An 18,296-nucleotide genomic window follows, 5' to 3' on the forward strand; every position below is an offset into this window, starting at 1 on the left:
GGGCATGACTGCGGAATTCACCGCGTATTTCCCGCTGATGCGCCCGAATGACGTGGTGACAGAGCGCGGCAAATCCAGTAATCACCAGAAAAATGCACGTGAATTGAGGGATAACTCACATGGCTGAACATCAGCACGGCACCATGGACACCGCGGTTCAGGAAAAAGTCTACGCAGGCTTTCTGACTTTCATCACCCGCTCCTGCATTGCTCTGGTCATTTTTGCCGTCTTCCTGGCGATCTTCGCCACCTGACCGCCTGATCCGCGGAGCGCGCCGTGCGCAATCTTCTGTGCCTCGGCGCGGTTCTGCTGGCGCTGGCGGGGTGCGCGGCACCGCAGCAGCCCAATGCGGATGCCGAAACCCTGGCCCGGGTGTCTTACCGCCACCCCGGGCCGCCCGCGCTGACCCTTTATACCATGATCAACAACCGCACCGGCCGGGGCGGCCATGCGTCATTGATGATCAATGCGTCAGAGCGGGTGATCTTTGATCCGGCAGGCTCCTTCTATGCCTCGGTGGTGCCGGAACGCAACGACGTGCTTTATGGCATCACCCCCGCGGTGGAGCAGGCCTATCGCGGCGCCCATGCCCGCAGCACCTTCCATGTGGTGGTGCAGCGGATCGAGGTTACGCCGGAGCAGGCTCAGAAAGCCTATCGGCTGGCGGTCGCCAATGGCCCTGTGCCGGGCGCCTATTGCGCTCAGGCCACCATCGGCATCCTGCAGCAGATCCCCGGGTTCGAGAGCCTGAACCGCACCTTCTATCCGGAAAAGCTGTCAGCGCAATTCGGCCGGCTTCCGGGGGTGGTGACGGAGCGCTACTACGAGAACGACAGCGCCGATCTGCAGGCGGGCCTTGCCAAAGGCGACGCCGCGCTGAGCGCTGCTGCGGATTAACCCTGCTGTCCGGGACACGCCGAAGGCGCCGCCCATGCTGTTCATGGCCTTGGATTGCCGAGGCAGCCTTGCGGGGCGAGCAGCTTTAAGCCGCGAGATACAGCAGCAGCAATGATACCCCGCCGGCGCCAAGCCCGTACAGCACGTTCCTGGTCAGGTAACCCACCGCCAAGGTCGCGGCAGCGGCCGCAAAATGCATCAGGCTGGGGGCGCCATCGGTGGGCGCCGGCCAGACCACCAGCGGTGCCACCAGCGCCGGGATGATCGCAACGGCGGTATAGCGCAGGTGCCGCATCAGCCAGGGCGCAATCGGCTTGCCGCCCATGAAGCCGATGAAGGCGAACCGCAGGGCATAGCTGCCCACGGCCAGGCCAAGGATCACAGTCCAGAGAAGCGGGGCGGGAATACTGCTCATTGCGCGGCCTCCGACTTGGTTTTCTGCCGCTCCAGCCACAGCTCCGCCTGGGCACCGGCAATCATGCCGGCAATGCCGGCCACAATCAGCCCCAGGTTATAGGGCAGGGCTGCGGCGGGCAGGGCGGTGGCCACGGCGACGAAACAGGCGGCGATATGGGCCGGCGTGCGCAGCATCGGGCCGATCATCGCCAGGAACGCCAGCGGCAGCACGAAATCAACACCCCAGCTGTCAGGGATCCGGGTGCCGACCAGCGCGCCAAATGCGGTGGCGATCACCCAGGCCGGGGCCACAATGCCATTGGTGCCAAGAAAATAGGCCATCCGCTGCGGTGCGGTCAGTTCCGGCTCAGTCTCGAATTTGACGATTGACAGCGCATAGGACTGATCCACCATGAAATAGGCGGCCAGCGCCCGCTGCCACATCGGCGCATCGCCCAGGTAAGGCGTCAGCGACGCCGAATACATCGCCATCCGCAGGTTCACCGCCAGCGCCGAGATCAGGATGATGATCAGCGGCGCGTTCTCCTGCATCAGCTGCAGCGCGGTGAACTGGGCGGCGCCGGCAAAGACCGCCAATGAAAACGCAAAGGCTTCGGGCACGATCAGCCCGGCCTCGGCCGCCAGCACCCCGAACAGAAAGCCGAAGGGCGAGGCCATGAAGATAAAAGGGGCGCTGTCGCGAAACCCCTTCCAGAAGGCCGATTTGGTGGTGGTGATTGCCATCTGCGCGTCCTAGATTGCGTGCAACCGGCCTACGGCGGTGGCAGAAGGAATGCAATTGGTGAGTATGGATATCACGTCAGAATATCTGATCGCGCCCGGCGTTGCCGACCCGCGGCTGACCCGCGCCGTCACCGGGGTGGACCAGAACGGCGAGGCCAGCGAGATTGCCGTGGTCGAGGAGCGGCCGCTGACCATCTTCCTGAATTCCCAGGAAATCGTCACCGCGATGACCATCGGCGACTATCCGGAATACCTGGCGCTTGGCTTCCTGCGCAATCAGCGCATGCTGCTGGACGGGGATGAAGTCACCCGCGTCGATTATGACGAGGATCTGGAAACCGTGGTGGTCCGCACTGCGGTGGAAACCAGCCACGAGGAAAAGCTGAAGAAGAAGACCCGCACCTCCGGCTGCGCGGTCGGCACCGTCTTCGGCGACATGATGGAGGGACTGGAGGACGTGCGCCTGCCCGAGGTGCAGGTGAAGACTTCCTGGCTTTACACGCTGGCCCACAAGATCAACCGCACACCCTCGCTGTATCTGGAAGCCGGCGCCATCCACGGCACCGTGCTCTGCCATCAGGACCGCCCGCTGGTCTATATGGAGGACGTCGGCCGCCACAACGCGGTGGACAAGATCGCCGGCTGGATGCTGTCAGAGCAGGCAGAACCCGCGGACAAGATCCTCTATACCACCGGGCGGCTGACCTCGGAGATGGTGATCAAGACCGCGATGATGGGCATCCCGGTGCTGGCGTCGCGCTCAGGGTTCACCGCCTGGGGCGTTGAAATCGCGCGCGAGGTTGGCCTCACCCTGATCGGCCGGATGCGCGGCCAGCGGTTCATCTGCCTCTCGGGCGAGGAGCGCCTGCTGCGCGACATGGACCCGAAAGACGCGCCGGTGGAAGACAAGAAACACCGGAGAAAGAGTGCGGACGGGTAAGCGGTTTCCGCGCGGATTTCGGCCCGGGAAACGCGTGTTTTCCTGCTCTGGAGGAGAAGGCATGACAGAAATCAAACCCCTCGGTATCATCCTCGCAGGCGGCCTCGCCACCCGGATGGGCGGCGGCGACAAGGGGCGGCTGCAGGTCGGCGGCCAAAGCCTGCTGTCCCGCGTCGTGGGCCGGCTTTCGCCGCAAGTCGCGGGCCTCGCGCTTAACGCCAATGGCGATCCGGAGCGGTTCGATGACCTGGGGCTGCCGGTCATTGCCGACTCGATAGAGGGCTTCGCCGGCCCGCTGGCGGGTGTGCTCGCGGGCCTCGACTGGGCGGCAGAGCAGGGCGCGGAGACCATCGTCACCGCCGCCGCCGATACGCCGTTTTTCCCGCAGGACCTGGTGACCCGGCTGACCGCCGCGGCAGAAGGGATGGACCATCCGCTGGTTATGGCCACCACCCCGCGCACCGGCGACGAGGCGCTGAAGTCCGGCGGCGGCAAGCGGATCAACCGCCACCCGGCCTTTGGTCTGTGGCCGGTTGCCTTACGCGAAGACCTGCGCGCCGCGCTGAATGATGGCCTGCGCAAGGTGGTCATCTGGACCGACCGGCACGGCGGCCGCGAGGCCCTGTTCGGGGCCGATCCCTTTGATCCCTTCTTCAACATCAACACGCCTGAGGATCTGGCCCGCGCCGAGGCGCTGCTGAAATGAAGATCTACGGCGTCACCGGCTGGAAGAACAACGGCAAGACCGGGCTGATGGAACGGCTGGTAACGGAGTTCACGTCCCGCGGCCTCACTGTCTCCACCATCAAGCACGCCCATCACGCAACGGACGTGGACCAGCCCGGCACCGACAGCTACCGCCACCGCCAGGCAGGCGCGTCCGAGGTGGTGCTGGCCTCGGCAGGGCGCGTGGCAATCATGCAAGAGCTGCGCGGCGCAGCAGAGCCGCCGCTGGCCGAGCTGCTGGCGCGCTTGCGTCCGGTCGATCTGGTGCTGGTCGAGGGCTACAAACGCGAACCCCACCCCAAGGTCGAGGCCTGCCGGAAGGCCGCAGGCACAGACCTGATCGCTCTGCAGGATGCCAGCATCCGGGCCGTCGCCAGCGACACCCCGCTGGATCTGGACCGCCCGGTTTTTGATCTGAACGCCACTTCGGCGATTGCGGATTTCATCCAGTTGGACTTGGGTCTGTGACCGGATTTGACACCGTTCTGACCGTCGACTGGTCCGCCGCCAAACGCAAGCCCCGGCGCCAAAGCAAAGATGCGATCTGGCTCGGGGTGGCGCGCGGCGGAACCGCGCAACAGCAGATCTACTGCCGCAGCCGGCAGGAGGCAGAGGCGTGGATCAGCAAATTCCTTGAGGAGGAACAGGCCGCAGGGCGGCGGGTATTGGCGGCTTTTGATTTTCCCTTCGGCTATCCGCGCGGATTTGCGCGCCGGGTGACCGGGTCGGATGACCCCTTGGCCCTTTGGCAGTGGCTGGAAGAGCGGATCGAAGACGCTGAGGACGGCAGCAACAACCGGTTTGATGTGGCCTCTGCAATGAACCGGCTGTTTGCCGGCGCCGGCCCGTTCTGGGGCAAGCCGGATCAGAAGAACTGGCCGGACATTCCCTACCGCAAGGCCGGTATAAGCTATGAAGAAGTGGCAGAACGGCGCAGCGCGGATCTGGCGGCCAAAGCGTCTTCCTCCTGTTTTCAGCTGTTTTTCAACCCGACGGTAGGCAGCCAGACCCTCATGGGGGTGCCGGTGCTGCAGCGGCTGCGGCTTCGGCACAAGGCCGCTGTCTGGCCGTTCGAGAAGGTTGAGACTGCGCAAGCAGTGTTGGCAGAAATTTGGCCAGGATTGATCGAACCCGCCGTCAAGGCTGCCATGGCCGTTGCAGGCCCGGAAGAGATACGCGACCGGGTGCAGATGCGGCTGTTGTCGCAGGCGCTCGGCCGTTTGCCTGCGGAAGAGCTGGCGGCAATGCTGGCCGCTGCGCCTGAGGCAGCGCAAGAGGAGGCTTGGATATTGGGCACTGGATACGAAGACCGCTTGAATGCGCTGGCCGCTGATGAACCGGGACGGCTGGCACCGCCGCCGCTCAGCAATGATTGCTTTGCCCTGCCTGCGGGCGTCGACTGGACCCCGGTCGATGATGCGCTGCAACTGCTGAAGGACCGGCTCGGCCCTGTCACCGGGGGGGAAACGGTGCCGCTGGCAGACGCCCTGGGCCGGGTGCTGGCAGAGGATGCGGTGGCCGAACGCGCCAACCCGCCGCTGCCGAATACGGCGGTGGACGGTTACGGTTTCGCAGGCGGCCGGGCAGAGGGGCCGCATGTGCTGCCGCTGGTTCAGGGCCGCGCAGCGGCCGGTGTCCCATTTGATGGCGCGGTGCCCGGCGGCAGCGCCATCCGGGTGCTGACCGGGGCAGCGCTGCCCGATGGCGTGGACACGGTGATCCTCGAGGAAGACGTCAGCACCGACGGCGCCCGGATCGCCTTCAACGGCCCGCTGAAGCGCGGGGCGAACACCCGCAAGGCAGGCGAGGATGTCTCCGCAGATGAGGTGATTCTGCCCGCGGGCCGGGTCGTGTCCCCTGCCGATCTGGCGCTGGCCGCTGCAACCGGGCTGGCGGAGCTCACGGTGCGGCTGCCGCTGCGGGCCGGGGTGCTCTCCACCGGCGACGAGCTGGTCGAGGCGGGGGAACCGGCCGGCAAGGGGCAGATATTCGATGCCAATCGCCCGATGCTGCTGGCGCTGATGCGGCAGCTGGGCTTCGTGCCGGTGGATCTGGGCAAGGCCGCAGACGACCGCGAATCCCTGCGCGCGCATCTCGACGGCGCGGCAGCGCGAACGGATGTGATCCTGACTTCGGGCGGTGCCTCAGCCGGGGACGAGGATCATATGTCGGCGCTGCTGCGCGAGGCCGGTGCGATGCAGGAATGGCGGATCGCGCTGAAACCCGGCCGCCCGCTGGCCTTGGGCATGTGGCAGGGCACGCCGGTCTTCGGCCTGCCGGGCAACCCGGTGGCGGCCTTGGTCTGCACGCTGATCTTTGCCCGCCCCGCAATGGGGCTGATGGCGGGCGCTGGCTGGCAGGCCCCGCAGGGGTTCGAGGTTCCGGCCGCCTTTGAAAAGCGCAAGAAGCCGGGCCGCCGCGAATACCTGCGCGCGCGGGTGCGGGACGGCCGCGCGGAGGTGTTCAAATCCGAAGGCTCCGGCCGGATCAGCGGCCTCAGCTGGGCCGAAGGGCTGGTGGAGCTTGGCGACGGCCCCGGCCATATCAAACCGGGCGATCCGGTTCGTTTCATTCCCTACGGCAGCTTTGCCATGTAACCGGGGTGCTCCCGCCCGCGGCACAGCGCATCACAGATGCTTGCCCGCGGTTTGGCCGGGCGCCGGGCTGGCGCCCGGCGCGGCGCTCCGTTGCTTCATCTTTCTCAAAATACGCGCGTCCCGCTGCCCGGCAGGCGGCTTTGCCGCCGGGAGGGGAGGCAGCGGCCGCTCAGGGCCGCCCGGTCAGTCGAACGTGCCCGCCACCCGGCCCAGCAGCATGAACGCGCGGGCGGTGCGGGTGTTGCCAAGGGCGGAAATCTCGCCATCGGTGGCCTCGGTTTCGAAATCGGCAAACATCTGGTCGAAGCGGCGCAGAAAATGGTGCGCGGCGTCGCGGAAAATCGGGTCCTGCTTCATCCGCGCCGCCGTCAGCGCCAGCGAGGTGCGGTCGCGCACGCCGCCAAGGGGGGCAACCGCACGGCCGCGTGCGCCCTGGGCAAACTGGCGCCAGATCTCGGGGCGGGCCATGTCAGGGCGCAGATCGTCCATATAAATGCCGTCCTGGCTGAGCAGGGTCAGCACATCCTGCGCCGCCTGGATCACCTGGGCGGCCTTGCGGTCCTGCAGGGCGGCGCGCAGGGCGGCGAAACCGTCCTGATCCTCAGCCGTTTCCGGGAAGTTCAGCGCCCGGATGAAATGTTCTGCGGGCAGCGGCGGCGCGGCATCCCCGGCCTGGGTGCCCAAAGCCAGCGATCCTTGCTCGGCCGCTGCCAGCTCGGCCGCTTCGGCGGGGATTGCCGGGCGCTGCGGATCGCGGCGGCTGGTGTGGAAGGTGGCCAGCGCGGTTTCGGTCTTGCGGGTGGCCTCGGCGATCTCCTCCAGCCGCTTGACCATTGCCGGCTCGGCCACCGCGGCATGCTGCTGGGACTGGGACAGATAGGTCTGCCGCAGCCCGTCAATGGCGGCCTGCAGCTGCTCGCACTCTTCCCGAATCACCCGGGCCGAACGCGCAGCAGAGGCCGCAACCCACAGCATCGCCAGCGGCAGCACCAAGGCAAGGCCGCCAGTGATCAGGCCGGTCCAATGCGCCGGCCCGGCGTCCTCCGGGGCAACCAGATACACAGCAGCTGCCGCCAGCAGCCAGACCGCACCCAGGCCGATGGCAGCCAGCTCGGCACCGCCCAGCCCATTGCCCGAAGGTCCGTCAAAGCGCCGCAGCGGGCGATTGCCGGCGGGAGACGGATTAGGGCCGGGACTGCTGCTGGAGCCTGTCATGAACACTCGCTTTTTTTGCGGATCAGGAATAGACGATCTTGAGAATTTCATACGCGCGGATGCCGCCGGGTGTGCGCACCTCCACACTGTCGCTTTCGTCCTTGCCGATCAAGGCGCGCGCAATCGGCGATTTGATGTTCAGCAGACCCGCTTCAATGTTGGCTTCATGCTCGCCAACGATCTGCCAGGTCTTCTCTTCGTCAGTGTCCTCGTCCACCACGGTCACCCTGGCGCCGAATTTGATGGCCCCTGAGAGTTTGGCCGGGTTTATCACATCTGCCAGCGACAGGATGCCTTCCAGCTCCTTGATGCGGCCCTCGATGAAGGACTGCTTTTCGCGGGCCGAGTGGTATTCGGCGTTCTCCGACAAATCGCCCAGCTCGCGCGCTTCGGCAATCGCCTTGATGATCGCCGGGCGTTCGACGGATTTCAGGTTCTTCAGTTCGCTTTCCAGCGCGGCGTGACCCGTGGGGGTCATCGGGATCTTTTCCATGAGATTGGTCCAGGTCGCTATTATTGTTGTGTTCTTGTCAGTCGGAAAACCGCAGCCCCGCAGCATAAGCCGCGGGGCCTCCGGTCCGGTTGACAATTACCTGACCCAATCCTGCACCTGATTTCAAGTGCGCGCGGGGCTTCCAGGCACGCAATTCCGCCTAAGCAGACGGATTGCAGGTGTTTTCCACAGGATTGCGCGGAAAAATGCCGCGTGCGGGCAGCGCGGGCAGGGCAGCCTGCCAGAGGAGATCAATCATATTGCACCGCCTCGTATTCGATGCCGTTCTCATCATGGAAGTAGAACCGGCGCCCGGGTTCGTAATCGCCGTGATTCACCGGCGTGAAGCCGGCGGCCTTTACCGCGGCCTCGGTGGCGTTCAGATCCTCGACGATCACCGCCAGGTGGTTCAGCCCGCCAATGATGCCGTAGCTTTCCGGCGCTTTGCCTGCGGGGGTCCGCGGCGTGTAAAGCGCAAGATAGCTGGTCTCGCCGCCGGTATGCACGGTGTAGCCGCCATTCTTGGCCTCGCCCTCCCAGCGCACATGCCAGCCGAAAACCTCCTTCATCCATTTCGCAGTGGCATTGGGGTCGGCGACGGTGACGTTTGCGTGTTCAAGAACTGCGCTCATTGGAAATCTCCTTGTCGCTTGAGCAAACCTGTTGATACGACTCACCCTAATTCCTAAACCTAACTTTAGCTCAAGAGATTTCTTCAGGGAGTTTGCCATGCCTTCATCCGCCGGGATATCCATCGGCTATCTGGCCGGCCGCACCGGCCTCGCCGTGTCCGCCATCCGCTATTACGAGGCGCAGGGGCTGGTGGAGCCCTGGCGCAATGCAGGCGGGCAGCGGCGGTTCCACCGCGCCGACATCCGGCGGATGAGCTTCATCATGATTGCCCAGCAGTTCGGATTTTCCCTGCCGGAAATCCGCGGGTTCCTGAAAAGCCTGCCGGGCAGCCGGACGCCCACCAAAGAAGACTGGGCGCGGATCTCTGAAAACTTCCGCAGCCATCTGGACCAGCGAATCGAAACCCTGCTGCGGCTGCGCGACAATCTGGACGGCTGCATAGGCTGCGGCTGTCTTTCGCTTCCGAATTGCAAACTTTACAACCCCGAAGACAGGGCTGCAGAGAAGGGGCAGGGACCCCGATATCTGATGGGAGACCGGCCCGAGACATGATCTGCGGCGGAAATTGATGCTTGAGTGACGATAATGGACGCACTTTTTGTCTCAGTTGCCTGTTTTACAGGTGTTTGACGCGGAGTTTGGATTGACCGGCAGGCCTGCCAAACGCTAAGCAACCGCGAAATAAAATTGCGCCCACGCAACTCTGGTGGGGCCGGTAGCGAATAAAAGCCAAGGAGCGCCGCAAAATGGCCGAGATTGAACGCGAAGCGATGGAATACGACGTGGTGATCGTCGGGGCCGGCCCTGCCGGTCTGTCTGCGGCCATCCGTCTGAAACAGCTGGATGCCGACCTGCAGGTCGTTGTCCTGGAAAAAGGCTCGGAAGTGGGCGCGCATATTCTGTCGGGGGCGGTACTGGACCCCTGCGGCCTGAATGCGCTGATGCCGGACTGGAAAGAAAAAGGCGCGCCGCTGAACGTCGAAGTCAAGGAAGACAACTTCCTGATGCTGGGCGAAGCCGGCCATGTCCGGATCCCCAACTTCCCGATGCCGCCGCTGATGAACAACCACGGCAACTACATCGTCTCGATGGGCAACGTCTGCCGCTGGATGGCCGAGCAGGCCGAAGAACTGGGCGTCGAAATCTTCCCCGGCATGGCCTGTTCCGAGCTGGTCTATGGCGCGGGCGGCGAAGTGAAGGGCGTGGTGGCCGGCGAATTCGGCCGCAACCCCGATGGCACGCCGGGGCCGTCTTATGAACCGGGCATGGAGCTGCACGGCAAATATGTCTTCCTGGGCGAGGGCGTGCGCGGCTCGCTGTCCAAGGAGGTGATTGCCAAATACGGCCTGTCCGACGGCAAGGAGCCGCAGAAATACGGGCTCGGCATGAAAGAGATCTGGGAGATCGACCCCGCTAAGCACAAGGAAGGCACCGTCACCCACACCATGGGCTGGCCGCTGGGCAAGAACGCGGGCGGCGGTTCGTTTATCTACCACCTGGACAACAACCAGGTTTACGTGGGCTTCGTGGTGCACCTGAACTACAAGAACCCGCACCTGTTCCCCTACATGGAATTCCAGCGCTTCAAGCACCACCCGGTGGTGGCCGAGCTGCTGAAGGGCGGCAAGCGCGTCGCCTACGGCGCCCGCGCGATCACCGAGGGCGGCTGGCAGTCGATGCCGAAACTGGTGGCCCCCGGCGTGGCGCTGCTGGGCTGCTCGGCGGGCATGGTCAACGTGCCGCGCATCAAGGGCAACCACAATGCGATGCTGTCGGGCAAGGCAGCCGCCGAAGCCGCATTCGACGCGATCAAGGCAGAGCGTTCGGGTGATGAGCTGACCGCCTATGAGACCGACGTGCGCGGCGGCGCCATCGGCAAGGACTTGAAGATGGTCCGCAACGTGAAGCCGATGTGGTCCAAATGGGGGCTCACCGCTTCGCTGGCCTTCGGCGGGCTGGACATGTGGACCAACAACCTCCTGGGCTTCTCGCTGTTCGGCACTCTGGGCCACGGCAAGAACGACGCCGAAGCGACCGAGGAAGCCTCCAAGCACAAGCCCATCGACTATCCCAAGCCCGACGGGGTGCTGTCCTTCGACCGGCTGACCAACGTCAGCTTCTCGATGACCAACCACGAGGAAAGCCAGCCCTGCCACCTGCGCCTGGGCAATCAGGACACTCCGGTCCAGATCAACCTGCCGAAATTCGCCGAACCGGCGCAGCGCTACTGCCCGGCCGGGGTTTACGAGGTGGTGGAAAAAGACGGCCAGCCGGAGTTTGTGATCAACTTCCAGAACTGCGTTCACTGCAAGACCTGCGACATCAAGGACCCGTCCCAGAACATCACCTGGACCACGCCGCAGGGCGGCGACGGCCCGAATTACCCGAACATGTGATCGGAAATTCAGCTTTTCGGCGCGGTTTTGCCGGAATTAATGGGGCGGTCCTCGGGCCGCCCCATTGCGTGTTGACGGGCTGCGCACTACGCTTTCTTAGAAGAGCAAGAGCAGTAAATCGTAAAGGGGTCCCGCGTGCCCGTATCCATTCTTCGCACCCTGTCCTGTGCGGCCCTGGCGGCCGCCTCCGTGCCTGCCGCGCAGGCGGACGGGCTGGCCGGCGCTTATCTGGCGGGGCGGGCGGCAACCTATGACAGCGATTTTGCCGCGGCGGCGCTGTATTATACCCAGGCACTGGCGCGCGATCCGCAGAACCCGCTGCTGATGGAAAACGTGATCTTTGCGCAGCTCGCCATGGGCAAGGCCGAACTGGCCGTGCCGGTGGCGCAGCGGCTGCTGCAAACAGGCGCCCGCAGCCAGGTGGCCAATATCATCCTTGCGGGCGGCCATGCGGCGGCGGGTGATTTCCAGGCGATCCTGGACCGCGACGCCGAACAGGCGGCGATCCACCCGCTGGTGGACGGCTTGCTGGAAGGCTGGGCGCATATCGGCACCGGCTCCGTCTCCAATGCGCTCAAAAGTTTTGATCAGCTGGCCCGGGATGGCAGCCTGCGCCCCTTTGTGCTCTATCACCGGGCGCTGGCGCTGGCCTCCGCCGGGGATTACGGCGGCGCCGAAGAGCTGTTTGCCGCCGAGGACGGCCGCCTGGCCACCCTCAGCCGCCGCGCGGCGGTCGCGCGGGTGCAGATCCTGTCGCAGCTGGGCCGCCATGACGACGCCCGCGAGGCGCTGAAAGCGGCCTTCGGCAGCCGCCTGGACCCCGGCCTGGCAGCCATGGATGCGCAGCTCGCTGCCGGTGAAACGCTTTCCTACACCATCGCTCCCAGCCCGCTGGAGGGGATCGCCGAGGTGTTCTATACCCTTGGTGCGGCCCTGAATGGCGACACCGCCAATGATTACGTGCTGATGTATGCCCGCATAGCGGCCTCCTTGCGCCCCGATCATGTGGACGCAATTCTGCTGAGCGCCGGGCTGCTGGATCAGCTGGGCCGGTATGAATTGTCGGTGGCCACCTACAAACAGGTGCCCGTCAGCCACCCCGATTACCATGCCGCGGAAATGGGCCGCGCCGAGGCGCTGCGCCGCGCCGCCAAGCCAAACGCGGCCATCGAGGTTCTGGAACAGCTGGCGCGGGACTTCCCGAAACAACCCAGCGTCTATGTCAGCCTCGGCGATCTGCTGCGTCAGCAGGAAGACTATGCCGGCGCTGCCAGCGCCTATGACAAGGCATTGGCCAACACGCCCGAAGGCTCGGGCACCGGCTGGTTCCTGTATTATGCCCGCGGCATCTGTTATGAAAGGCTGGGCCAATGGGCGCAGGCCGAGGCCGATTTCCGCGCCTCGCTGGAACTGGACCCGGACCGGCCGCAGGTGCTGAACTACCTGGGCTACTCGCTGGTCGAAAAAAGCAGCAAGCTGGACGAGGCACTGGATCTGATCGAACGCGCCGTCGCGGCACGGCCCGATTCCGGCTTTATCGTCGACAGCCTGGGCTGGGTGCTCTACCGCATGGGCCAGTTTGACGAGGCGGTCGCCCATATGGAACGCGCAGTGGAGCTGATGCCGGTGGATCCGGTGGTCAACGATCATCTCGGCGACGTCTACTGGGCCGTCGGCCGCGCCCGCGAGGCTGAGTTTCAGTGGAAGCGGGCGCTGTCCTTCATCAAACCCGAAGACACCGATGGCGAGGCCGACCCCGAACGCATCCGCCGCAAGCTGGAGATCGGGCTGGATGCTGTGCTGGCCGAGGAAGGCGCCGAGCCCCTGAAGGTCGCAAATGGCGGCTGAGGTCTTTGCGCCTGCCAAGATCAATCTGACCCTGCATGTGACCGGCCGCCGCAGCGATGGCTATCACCTGCTGGATTCGCTGGTGGTCTTTGCGGATACCGGGGATCAGCTGCGTCTTGAACCCGGCCCCGAACTGGCTCTGGAGGTTTCCGGCCTGTTTGCAAACGGCGTGCCGGCAGATCAGCGGAACCTGGTCTGGAAAGCCGCCGCAGGCGCCGGCTGGACCGGCCGGATCAGCCTCAGCAAGCATTTGCCGCATGGCGCGGGCATCGGCGGCGGCTCCTCGGACGCGGCTGCGGTCCTGCGCGCGGTTGCGGCGGAGGGACGCAATATCCCCGAGGCACTGCCACTGTCGCTTGGCGCCGACGTGCCGGTCTGCATGAAAGCCCGCGCAGCCCGGATGCAGGGGATCGGTGAACAGGTGGCCGCCGCGGACCTGCCGGAGCTGCACGCGCTGCTGGTCAATCCCGGCGCGCATGTCCCGACAGGCCCGGTGTTTTCGGCGCTTGCCTGCCGTGACAACCCGCCGATGCCGCAGGACATCCCCGCCTTCACGTCCGCCGAAGACTGCGCCGCGTGGCTGCAGGAGCAGCGCAATGATCTTGAAGCCCCGGCCTGCGCGCTGGCCCCCGTGATTGACCGGACCCTGTCCGATTTGCGCAGCAGCCGAAATGCGCTGATGGCCCGCATGTCCGGCTCCGGCGCCACCTGCTTTGCGCTTTATCCCACAAAAAAGGCCGCCCATATGGCGGCCTATGAAATCGGGGCCGAGCATTCCGATTGGTGGTGCAGCGCCGTCACCCTGACCTGAGACGCCGCACCCGGCTGCAAACAAGGCGCTCCCGCCCGCGGAGCGGCGCATCAAAGATGCTTGCCCGCCATTGGGCCAGGCGCCGCGCTTGCGCACGGCGCGCCACCGTGCTGCCGCGTCTTTCCGGTCGAAAATACTCCGGGGGTGAGGCCGCAGGGCCGAGGGGGCCGCGCCCCCTTTTCCCGGTCAGCTCAGCCGCGACACCACGTAATCGGCCAGATCACTCAGCATGCTGCGGATCTCGTGATCGGGCAGCGCCTCCAGCGCCGCCTTCGCCTTGGCCGCCCAGCGGCAGGCGTCCTCGCGGGTGGCTTCCAGCGTGCCGTATTTCGCCATCAGTGCCAGCGCCTGCTCCAGGTCGCCGTCCTGCTGGCGGCCCTTCTCGATGGTGCGGGTCCAAAACGCGCGCTCTTCCTCCGTCGCTTGCGCCACGGCCTTGATCACCGGCAGGGTCAGCTTGCGCTCGCGGAAATCGTCGCCGACGTTCTTGCCGGTGGCCTTGCTGTCGCCCTGATAGTCCAAAAGGTCATCGGCGATCTGAAAGGCGATCCCCAGCGCGTCGCCGTAGTCAAACAACGCCTTCACCTGCGCCTCGGAGGCCCCGGCAATCACCCCGCCGACCTCGGTCGCGGCCGAGAACAGCGCCGCGGTCTTGCCGCGCACCACCTGCAGATAGATGTCTTCGCCGGTCTTCAGGTTCGAGGCGGCAGTCATCTGCAGCACTTCGCCCTCGGCAATCGTGGCCGAAGCATTGGCAAGGATGTCCAGCACCCGCAGCGACCCGGTCTCCACCATCAGCTGGAAACTGCGGGCAAACAGGTAGTCGCCGACCAGCACCGAGCTTTTGTTGTCCCAGAGCAGGTTCGCGGTGGGGCGTCCGCGCCGCTGGGCGCTTTCATCCACCACATCGTCATGCAGCAGGGTGGCGGTATGGATGAATTCGACCGTTGCGGCCAGTTTCAGATGGTGATCGCCCTGATAGCCGCACATCTTCGCGGCTGCCAGCGTCAGCATCGGCCGCAGGCGCTTGCCGCCGGCCTCAACCAGATGCGCGGTCACTTCGGGGATGCGCGGCGCATGTTCCGAGGCCATCCGCTTGCGGATCAGCACATTCACCGCGTCCAGTTCCTGGCTCAGCGTGGCGGCCAGCATTTCATGCGGCTTCTTGGTCATCACTTGGTCCATCACATTCCTGCCCGCAAGGCTCGACAAGGCAGGCGCCTTGCCCTTAGATCCGTTCTCATGAAAGAGCTTCTGCGCAGCACCGATCCGACGATCATGGCCTTTGCCTCCGCCCTACTTGAGGGTGAGGATATAGACTGCTTTCAAATGGACGTAAATATGAGCGTCCTGGAAGGCGGCATCGGAATTTTCCCGCGCCGCCTGATGGTGCGGGCGGATGATTACGACGACGCGCTGGTGGTGATGCGCGACAATGAAATTCCCCTGGGCCGATGAATGCTTTTGCGAAAGAGGCGCTGAGCTGCAACGGCTTTCTTGGCGGCAGGGTTCGGCTGTGGCAGCCCGTCAAGGGATACCGCGCGGGGGTGGATCCTGTGCTGCTGGCAGCGGCGGTCCCGGCACGGCCGGGCGAGGCGGTGCTGGAGCTGGGCTGCGGTGCCGGACAGGCCTTGCTGTGCCTCGCCGCGCGGGTGCCGGACCTGCAGCTGGCGGGGGTGGAGCTGCAGCCGCCTTACGCGGAGCTGGCCCGGTGCAATGCTGCGGAGAACGGTCAGGCGATCGAGGTGTTCGAGGCCGATTTATCGGCACTGCCAGAGGTCCTGAAACAGCGCCAGTTCCATCACGTCGTTGCCAATCCGCCTTATTACAAACCGGGCGCCCACAGCCGGGCGCGCGATGCCGGCAGGCAGGTCGCGCTGGGGGAGGGCACGCCGCTGGCGGACTGGATCACCACCGCCGCCCGGCGGCTGGCGCCGAAAGGATACCTGCATATGATCCAGCGCACCGACCGGCTGCCGGATATGCTGGCGGCCTGCAGCGGCGGTCTTGGCTCGGTCGAGGTGCTGCCGCTGGCGCCGCGCGCAGGGCGGGCGGCTGAGCTGGTGATCCTACGCGCGCGCAAGGGCGGGCGGGCCGGTTTCCGGCTGCATGCGCCGCTGATTCTGCATGAAGGGGCCCGGCATGAGCGGGACGGAGACAGCTACCAGCCGCAAATCCGGGCGGTTCTGCGCGAAGGTGCGGCGTTGCCCTGGCCGGTCTGACAGGGATTTTGCAGCGCCGCGAATATAGGGGGCAAGCCATCCGCATTCAACTTATGAGACATGTTTATCAGCAGGTTTCTGCCGGAATGCGATGCCGCCTGCGGCAAAATGCGCGGCGCATGGCTGATATGAAAATTTCATGACAAAAATACTGCGGCTGCGGCGTGACAGACGTGGAAACTTGTGGTCCACTCTTTGATGTCGAACACATCTAGCTCTAAGAAGGAGGGTTGCCATGAGCCTTAGCTCGCATCTGACCGAACTTAAGAAGAAGCACGAGCATCTGAGCATGGAAGTGGAACAGGCCCAACGATCGCCCAGTACCGACGGTCTGGAAATCGCATCAATGAAAAAGCAAAAGCTCAAGCTGAAGGAAGAGATTGAGCGTCTGACGACTGAACTGGTCTGAGGAGTTCCCGCCGGGATGCGTCCCGGCAACACGGTTCGGAGGGCCTGCCCGGCGCGGCGGCCCTCTTTTCATTTTGCGGGAGCAGGATTGCCGGATCAGGATGACGGGGTCAGCTTGCCGAACTGGCCCTTGCCGCAATCAGCGCCCCGCCGGTGATCAGCGCCGCCGCCAGCGCCAGCCCCCAGGAGGCGGCGGCAATGCCCGCCAGCACCAGGATCAGCGTCGACAGCAGCGGCGCGGCGTAGCTGCTGGTGCCGAGCATCTGAATGTCGCCCTGTTTGACGCCGATGTCCCAGACATAAAACGCCAGTCCGACAGGACCAAGGCCCAGCAGCAGGGTTGAGAGCCAGCCCAGCGTGCCTGCAGGCCAGACGGTCTCCTCCAGCGCGAAATGCAGCCCCCAGGAGGCGATCGCGGTGGCCAGGCAGAAAACAGCGACCGAGGCGGTCGGCGCCTTGCCCACCAGCCGCGACAGCACCGAATACCCTGACCAGGTCAGCGCGCAGAGCAGCGCCAGGCCATAGCCGGGCAGATATTGCGCCTGAAACCCCTCGCCGCCGCCGGAGATGATGGTGGCAGCCCCGGCAAAGCCCAGTCCGGCCCCGATCAGATGCCCCGCCTTAAGATGCTCGCCGGGCAGCAGGCCGGAGAACAGCACAATCAGCAGCGGCCACAAATAGGCGATCAGCCCGGCTTCGGCCGCAGGGGCCAGCCGCAGCGCCGAGAAGTAAAGCGCGTGATAGCCAAAGAGGCCCAGGGTGCCGAAGGCATAGACCTTCAGCGGCACCAGCCTCAGCTGGCCCAGCTTGCCGCTGGCGGCGGTCCAGATCATGCCCAGGGTGCCGCCGATGGTGAAACACAGCGCATTCAGCAGCAGCGGCGGCGCAGGTTCCGACCCGACGGTCAGCAGCGCCAGAAGCGACCACAGCAAAACAGCGATAAAGCCGACGGCGGTCGCACGGGATCTGGTCATGGCGGCGGGATGTCCTCAACGGGGATGATGTCAAAAGCGTCCGAGACGTAGGCGGTTTTTTCGATCTCGGCAACAAACCACTCGCGGAAGGCGGCGATCTGGGGGCGGTTTTCGGTGCCGCGGGCACAGAGGAACCGGAAATGCGCCTTGGTCTCAATCGCGGTCTTGAACGGTGCCACCAGCCGGCCCGCATGAAGGTCCGTCACGACGATCGGCCGCCGTCCCAGCGCCACGCCGACCCCGGCCAGCGCCGCGTCGATGGCATGGTCGGCCTGTGAAAACCAGGCGCCATGGGCGGGGGTGAAATCGATCCCCTGGGTGCGGAACCACACCGGCCAGTCACAGGGCGGATCGAGGAAGTTCAGCGACTCGTCAAACAGCAGCGGCGCCTCGGTCAGGCTTTTGGGGGTCGGGTAGCGTTCGGCCAGCTCCGGCGTCATCACCGGGGTCATCCAGTCCTTGCGCAGAGGCATTGCCCAGACGCCTTCGTCCGGCCCATAGCCAAAGCGGATCGCCACATCGACCTCGTCCCGGGCAAAATCCATTTGCCGCAGCGTGGCCGAGAAGCGCAGGTCGATCTCCGGGTGGCTGCGGGCAAATTCATAGAGCCGCGGCGCCAGCCACTTGGCGGTCAGCGCCGGTCCCGCGGTCACCGTCAGCGTGGTGTTGTCCTGCAGACGGCGCACGGCGCGCCAGGCGGCGGTCAGCGCTTCAAAACCTTCGGCGGCGCCGGGGGCCAGTGTCTTGCCGGCTTCCGTCAGCTCCACCGCGCGGTTCAGGCGGCGGAACAGCGGCTGGCCCAGATGCTCCTCCAGCGATTTGATCTGAAACGACAGCGCAGCGGGGGTCACATGCAGCTCCTCCGCCGCCTTGGCAAAGGACATGTGCCGGGCGGCGGCATCAAACGCGCGCAAAGCGGTGAGGGGCGGCAGGCGGTCAGGCATTTCACACAAGTACAGCTTAACTGAACCTCTGCAAAGTCTCGTTTGCGCGTT

Annotated in this window: 22 protein-coding genes; 14 read left to right on the plus strand and 8 right to left on the minus strand. The window is 65.2% G+C overall.

Annotation, left to right across the window (positions count from 1 at the left end; translation table 11 throughout):
• Positions 1 to 4: 4 nt before the first annotated feature.
• The 3 genes from METH_RS25105 to METH_RS02960 are packed head-to-tail and all read left to right on the plus strand — an operon-like array spanning position 5 to position 898.
• Positions 5 to 127, plus strand: coding sequence for a hypothetical protein (locus METH_RS25105; RefSeq protein WP_281173411.1), 123 nt, complete (start codon positions 5 to 7; stop codon positions 125 to 127).
• Positions 120 to 254, plus strand: a complete 135-nt coding sequence (locus METH_RS02955; protein WP_024088922.1) for an aa3-type cytochrome c oxidase subunit IV — start codon at positions 120 to 122, stop codon at positions 252 to 254. Before METH_RS25105 ends, METH_RS02955 begins: the two co-directional genes overlap by 8 nt.
• A gap of 23 nt (positions 255 to 277) precedes the next feature.
• Positions 278 to 898: a hypothetical protein gene (locus METH_RS02960; RefSeq protein WP_024088923.1), complete on the plus strand. Its 621-nt coding sequence runs from the start codon at positions 278 to 280 to the stop codon at positions 896 to 898.
• An 85-nt stretch (positions 899 to 983) separates the two neighbouring features.
• Here the strand turns inward: METH_RS02960 and METH_RS02965 are convergent, their stop codons facing one another.
• On the minus strand, positions 984 to 1,313 hold the full coding sequence (locus METH_RS02965; RefSeq protein ID WP_024088924.1) for an AzlD domain-containing protein: 330 nt from the start codon (positions 1,311 to 1,313) through the stop codon (positions 984 to 986).
• Positions 1,310 to 2,038 (minus strand): AzlC family ABC transporter permease, encoded by a 729-nt coding sequence (locus tag METH_RS02970; RefSeq protein ID WP_024088925.1) that lies wholly within the window; start codon positions 2,036 to 2,038, stop codon positions 1,310 to 1,312. The genes METH_RS02965 and METH_RS02970 overlap by 4 nt, the downstream gene beginning before the upstream one ends.
• A 64-nt stretch (positions 2,039 to 2,102) precedes the next feature.
• Between METH_RS02970 and METH_RS02975 the strand changes: the two genes are divergently transcribed.
• From METH_RS02975 to METH_RS02990, 4 genes are all read left to right on the plus strand, one after another.
• Entirely contained in the window at positions 2,103 to 2,978 is an 876-nt protein-coding gene (locus tag METH_RS02975; RefSeq protein ID WP_245602979.1) for a formate dehydrogenase accessory sulfurtransferase FdhD, read from the plus strand.
• Between the two features lie 61 nt (positions 2,979 to 3,039).
• Positions 3,040 to 3,684 (plus strand): molybdenum cofactor guanylyltransferase MobA, encoded by a 645-nt coding sequence (gene mobA, locus METH_RS02980; RefSeq protein ID WP_024088927.1) that lies wholly within the window; start codon positions 3,040 to 3,042, stop codon positions 3,682 to 3,684.
• Positions 3,681 to 4,172 (plus strand): molybdopterin-guanine dinucleotide biosynthesis protein B, encoded by a 492-nt coding sequence (gene mobB / locus METH_RS02985; protein WP_024088928.1) that lies wholly within the window; start codon positions 3,681 to 3,683, stop codon positions 4,170 to 4,172. Before mobA ends, mobB begins: the two co-directional genes overlap by 4 nt.
• On the plus strand, positions 4,169 to 6,301 hold the full coding sequence (locus METH_RS02990) for a molybdopterin-binding protein (RefSeq protein WP_024088929.1): 2,133 nt from the start codon (positions 4,169 to 4,171) through the stop codon (positions 6,299 to 6,301). The genes mobB and METH_RS02990 overlap by 4 nt, the downstream gene beginning before the upstream one ends.
• Positions 6,302 to 6,484: 183 nt before the next feature.
• Here METH_RS02990 and METH_RS02995 read toward each other — a convergent pair whose 3' ends face one another.
• From METH_RS02995 to METH_RS03005, 3 genes are all read right to left on the minus strand, one after another.
• Positions 6,485 to 7,516, minus strand: a complete 1,032-nt coding sequence (locus METH_RS02995; protein WP_024088930.1) for a hypothetical protein — start codon at positions 7,514 to 7,516, stop codon at positions 6,485 to 6,487.
• Positions 7,517 to 7,538: 22 nt separating this feature from the next.
• Positions 7,539 to 8,009, minus strand: coding sequence for a transcription elongation factor GreA (gene greA, locus METH_RS03000; protein ID WP_024088931.1), 471 nt, complete (start codon positions 8,007 to 8,009; stop codon positions 7,539 to 7,541).
• A 251-nt stretch (positions 8,010 to 8,260) separates the two neighbouring features.
• Complete coding sequence (locus METH_RS03005) at positions 8,261 to 8,641, minus strand: VOC family protein (RefSeq protein WP_024088933.1); 381 nt, start codon at positions 8,639 to 8,641, stop codon at positions 8,261 to 8,263.
• A gap of 97 nt (positions 8,642 to 8,738) precedes the next feature.
• On the opposite strand from METH_RS03005, the gene soxR reads away from it, so the two are divergent.
• The 4 genes from soxR to METH_RS03025 all read left to right on the plus strand — a co-directional run bounded on the left by soxR (position 8,739) and on the right by METH_RS03025 (position 13,697).
• Positions 8,739 to 9,194, plus strand: a complete 456-nt coding sequence (gene soxR, locus METH_RS03010; RefSeq protein WP_024088934.1) for a redox-sensitive transcriptional activator SoxR — start codon at positions 8,739 to 8,741, stop codon at positions 9,192 to 9,194.
• Between the two features lie 194 nt (positions 9,195 to 9,388).
• Complete coding sequence (locus METH_RS03015) at positions 9,389 to 11,038, plus strand: electron transfer flavoprotein-ubiquinone oxidoreductase (protein ID WP_024088935.1); 1,650 nt, start codon at positions 9,389 to 9,391, stop codon at positions 11,036 to 11,038.
• 135 nt (positions 11,039 to 11,173) lie between these two features.
• Positions 11,174 to 12,886, plus strand: coding sequence for a tetratricopeptide repeat protein (locus tag METH_RS03020; protein WP_024088936.1), 1,713 nt, complete (start codon positions 11,174 to 11,176; stop codon positions 12,884 to 12,886).
• Complete coding sequence (locus METH_RS03025) at positions 12,876 to 13,697, plus strand: 4-(cytidine 5'-diphospho)-2-C-methyl-D-erythritol kinase (protein ID WP_024088937.1); 822 nt, start codon at positions 12,876 to 12,878, stop codon at positions 13,695 to 13,697. The genes METH_RS03020 and METH_RS03025 overlap by 11 nt, the downstream gene beginning before the upstream one ends.
• 186 nt (positions 13,698 to 13,883) lie before the next feature.
• Here METH_RS03025 and METH_RS03030 read toward each other — a convergent pair whose 3' ends face one another.
• Positions 13,884 to 14,882 (minus strand): polyprenyl synthetase family protein, encoded by a 999-nt coding sequence (locus tag METH_RS03030; protein ID WP_024088938.1) that lies wholly within the window; start codon positions 14,880 to 14,882, stop codon positions 13,884 to 13,886.
• A gap of 57 nt (positions 14,883 to 14,939) precedes the next feature.
• Between METH_RS03030 and METH_RS03035 the strand changes: the two genes are divergently transcribed.
• From METH_RS03035 to METH_RS22935, 3 genes are all read left to right on the plus strand, one after another.
• Positions 14,940 to 15,155: a putative signal transducing protein gene (locus tag METH_RS03035; protein WP_024088939.1), complete on the plus strand. Its 216-nt coding sequence runs from the start codon at positions 14,940 to 14,942 to the stop codon at positions 15,153 to 15,155.
• A complete protein-coding gene (locus METH_RS03040; RefSeq protein WP_024088940.1) occupies positions 15,152 to 15,919 on the plus strand; it encodes a tRNA1(Val) (adenine(37)-N6)-methyltransferase in 768 nt (255 codons plus the stop codon). The genes METH_RS03035 and METH_RS03040 overlap by 4 nt, the downstream gene beginning before the upstream one ends.
• Before the next feature lie 235 nt (positions 15,920 to 16,154).
• Positions 16,155 to 16,328 (plus strand): YdcH family protein, encoded by a 174-nt coding sequence (locus METH_RS22935; RefSeq protein WP_024088941.1) that lies wholly within the window; start codon positions 16,155 to 16,157, stop codon positions 16,326 to 16,328.
• 109 nt (positions 16,329 to 16,437) lie between these two features.
• On the opposite strand, the gene yddG is transcribed toward METH_RS22935, so the two are convergent.
• Positions 16,438 to 17,301: an aromatic amino acid exporter YddG gene (gene yddG / locus METH_RS03045; RefSeq protein ID WP_024088942.1), complete on the minus strand. Its 864-nt coding sequence runs from the start codon at positions 17,299 to 17,301 to the stop codon at positions 16,438 to 16,440.
• Positions 17,298 to 18,245, minus strand: coding sequence for a transcriptional regulator GcvA (locus tag METH_RS03050; RefSeq protein ID WP_024088943.1), 948 nt, complete (start codon positions 18,243 to 18,245; stop codon positions 17,298 to 17,300). Before METH_RS03050 ends, yddG begins: the two co-directional genes overlap by 4 nt.
• Between the last annotated feature and the right edge of the window lie 51 nt (positions 18,246 to 18,296).

The organism is Leisingera methylohalidivorans DSM 14336 (assembly GCF_000511355.1).
GTDB lineage: Bacteria > Pseudomonadota > Alphaproteobacteria > Rhodobacterales > Rhodobacteraceae > Leisingera > Leisingera methylohalidivorans.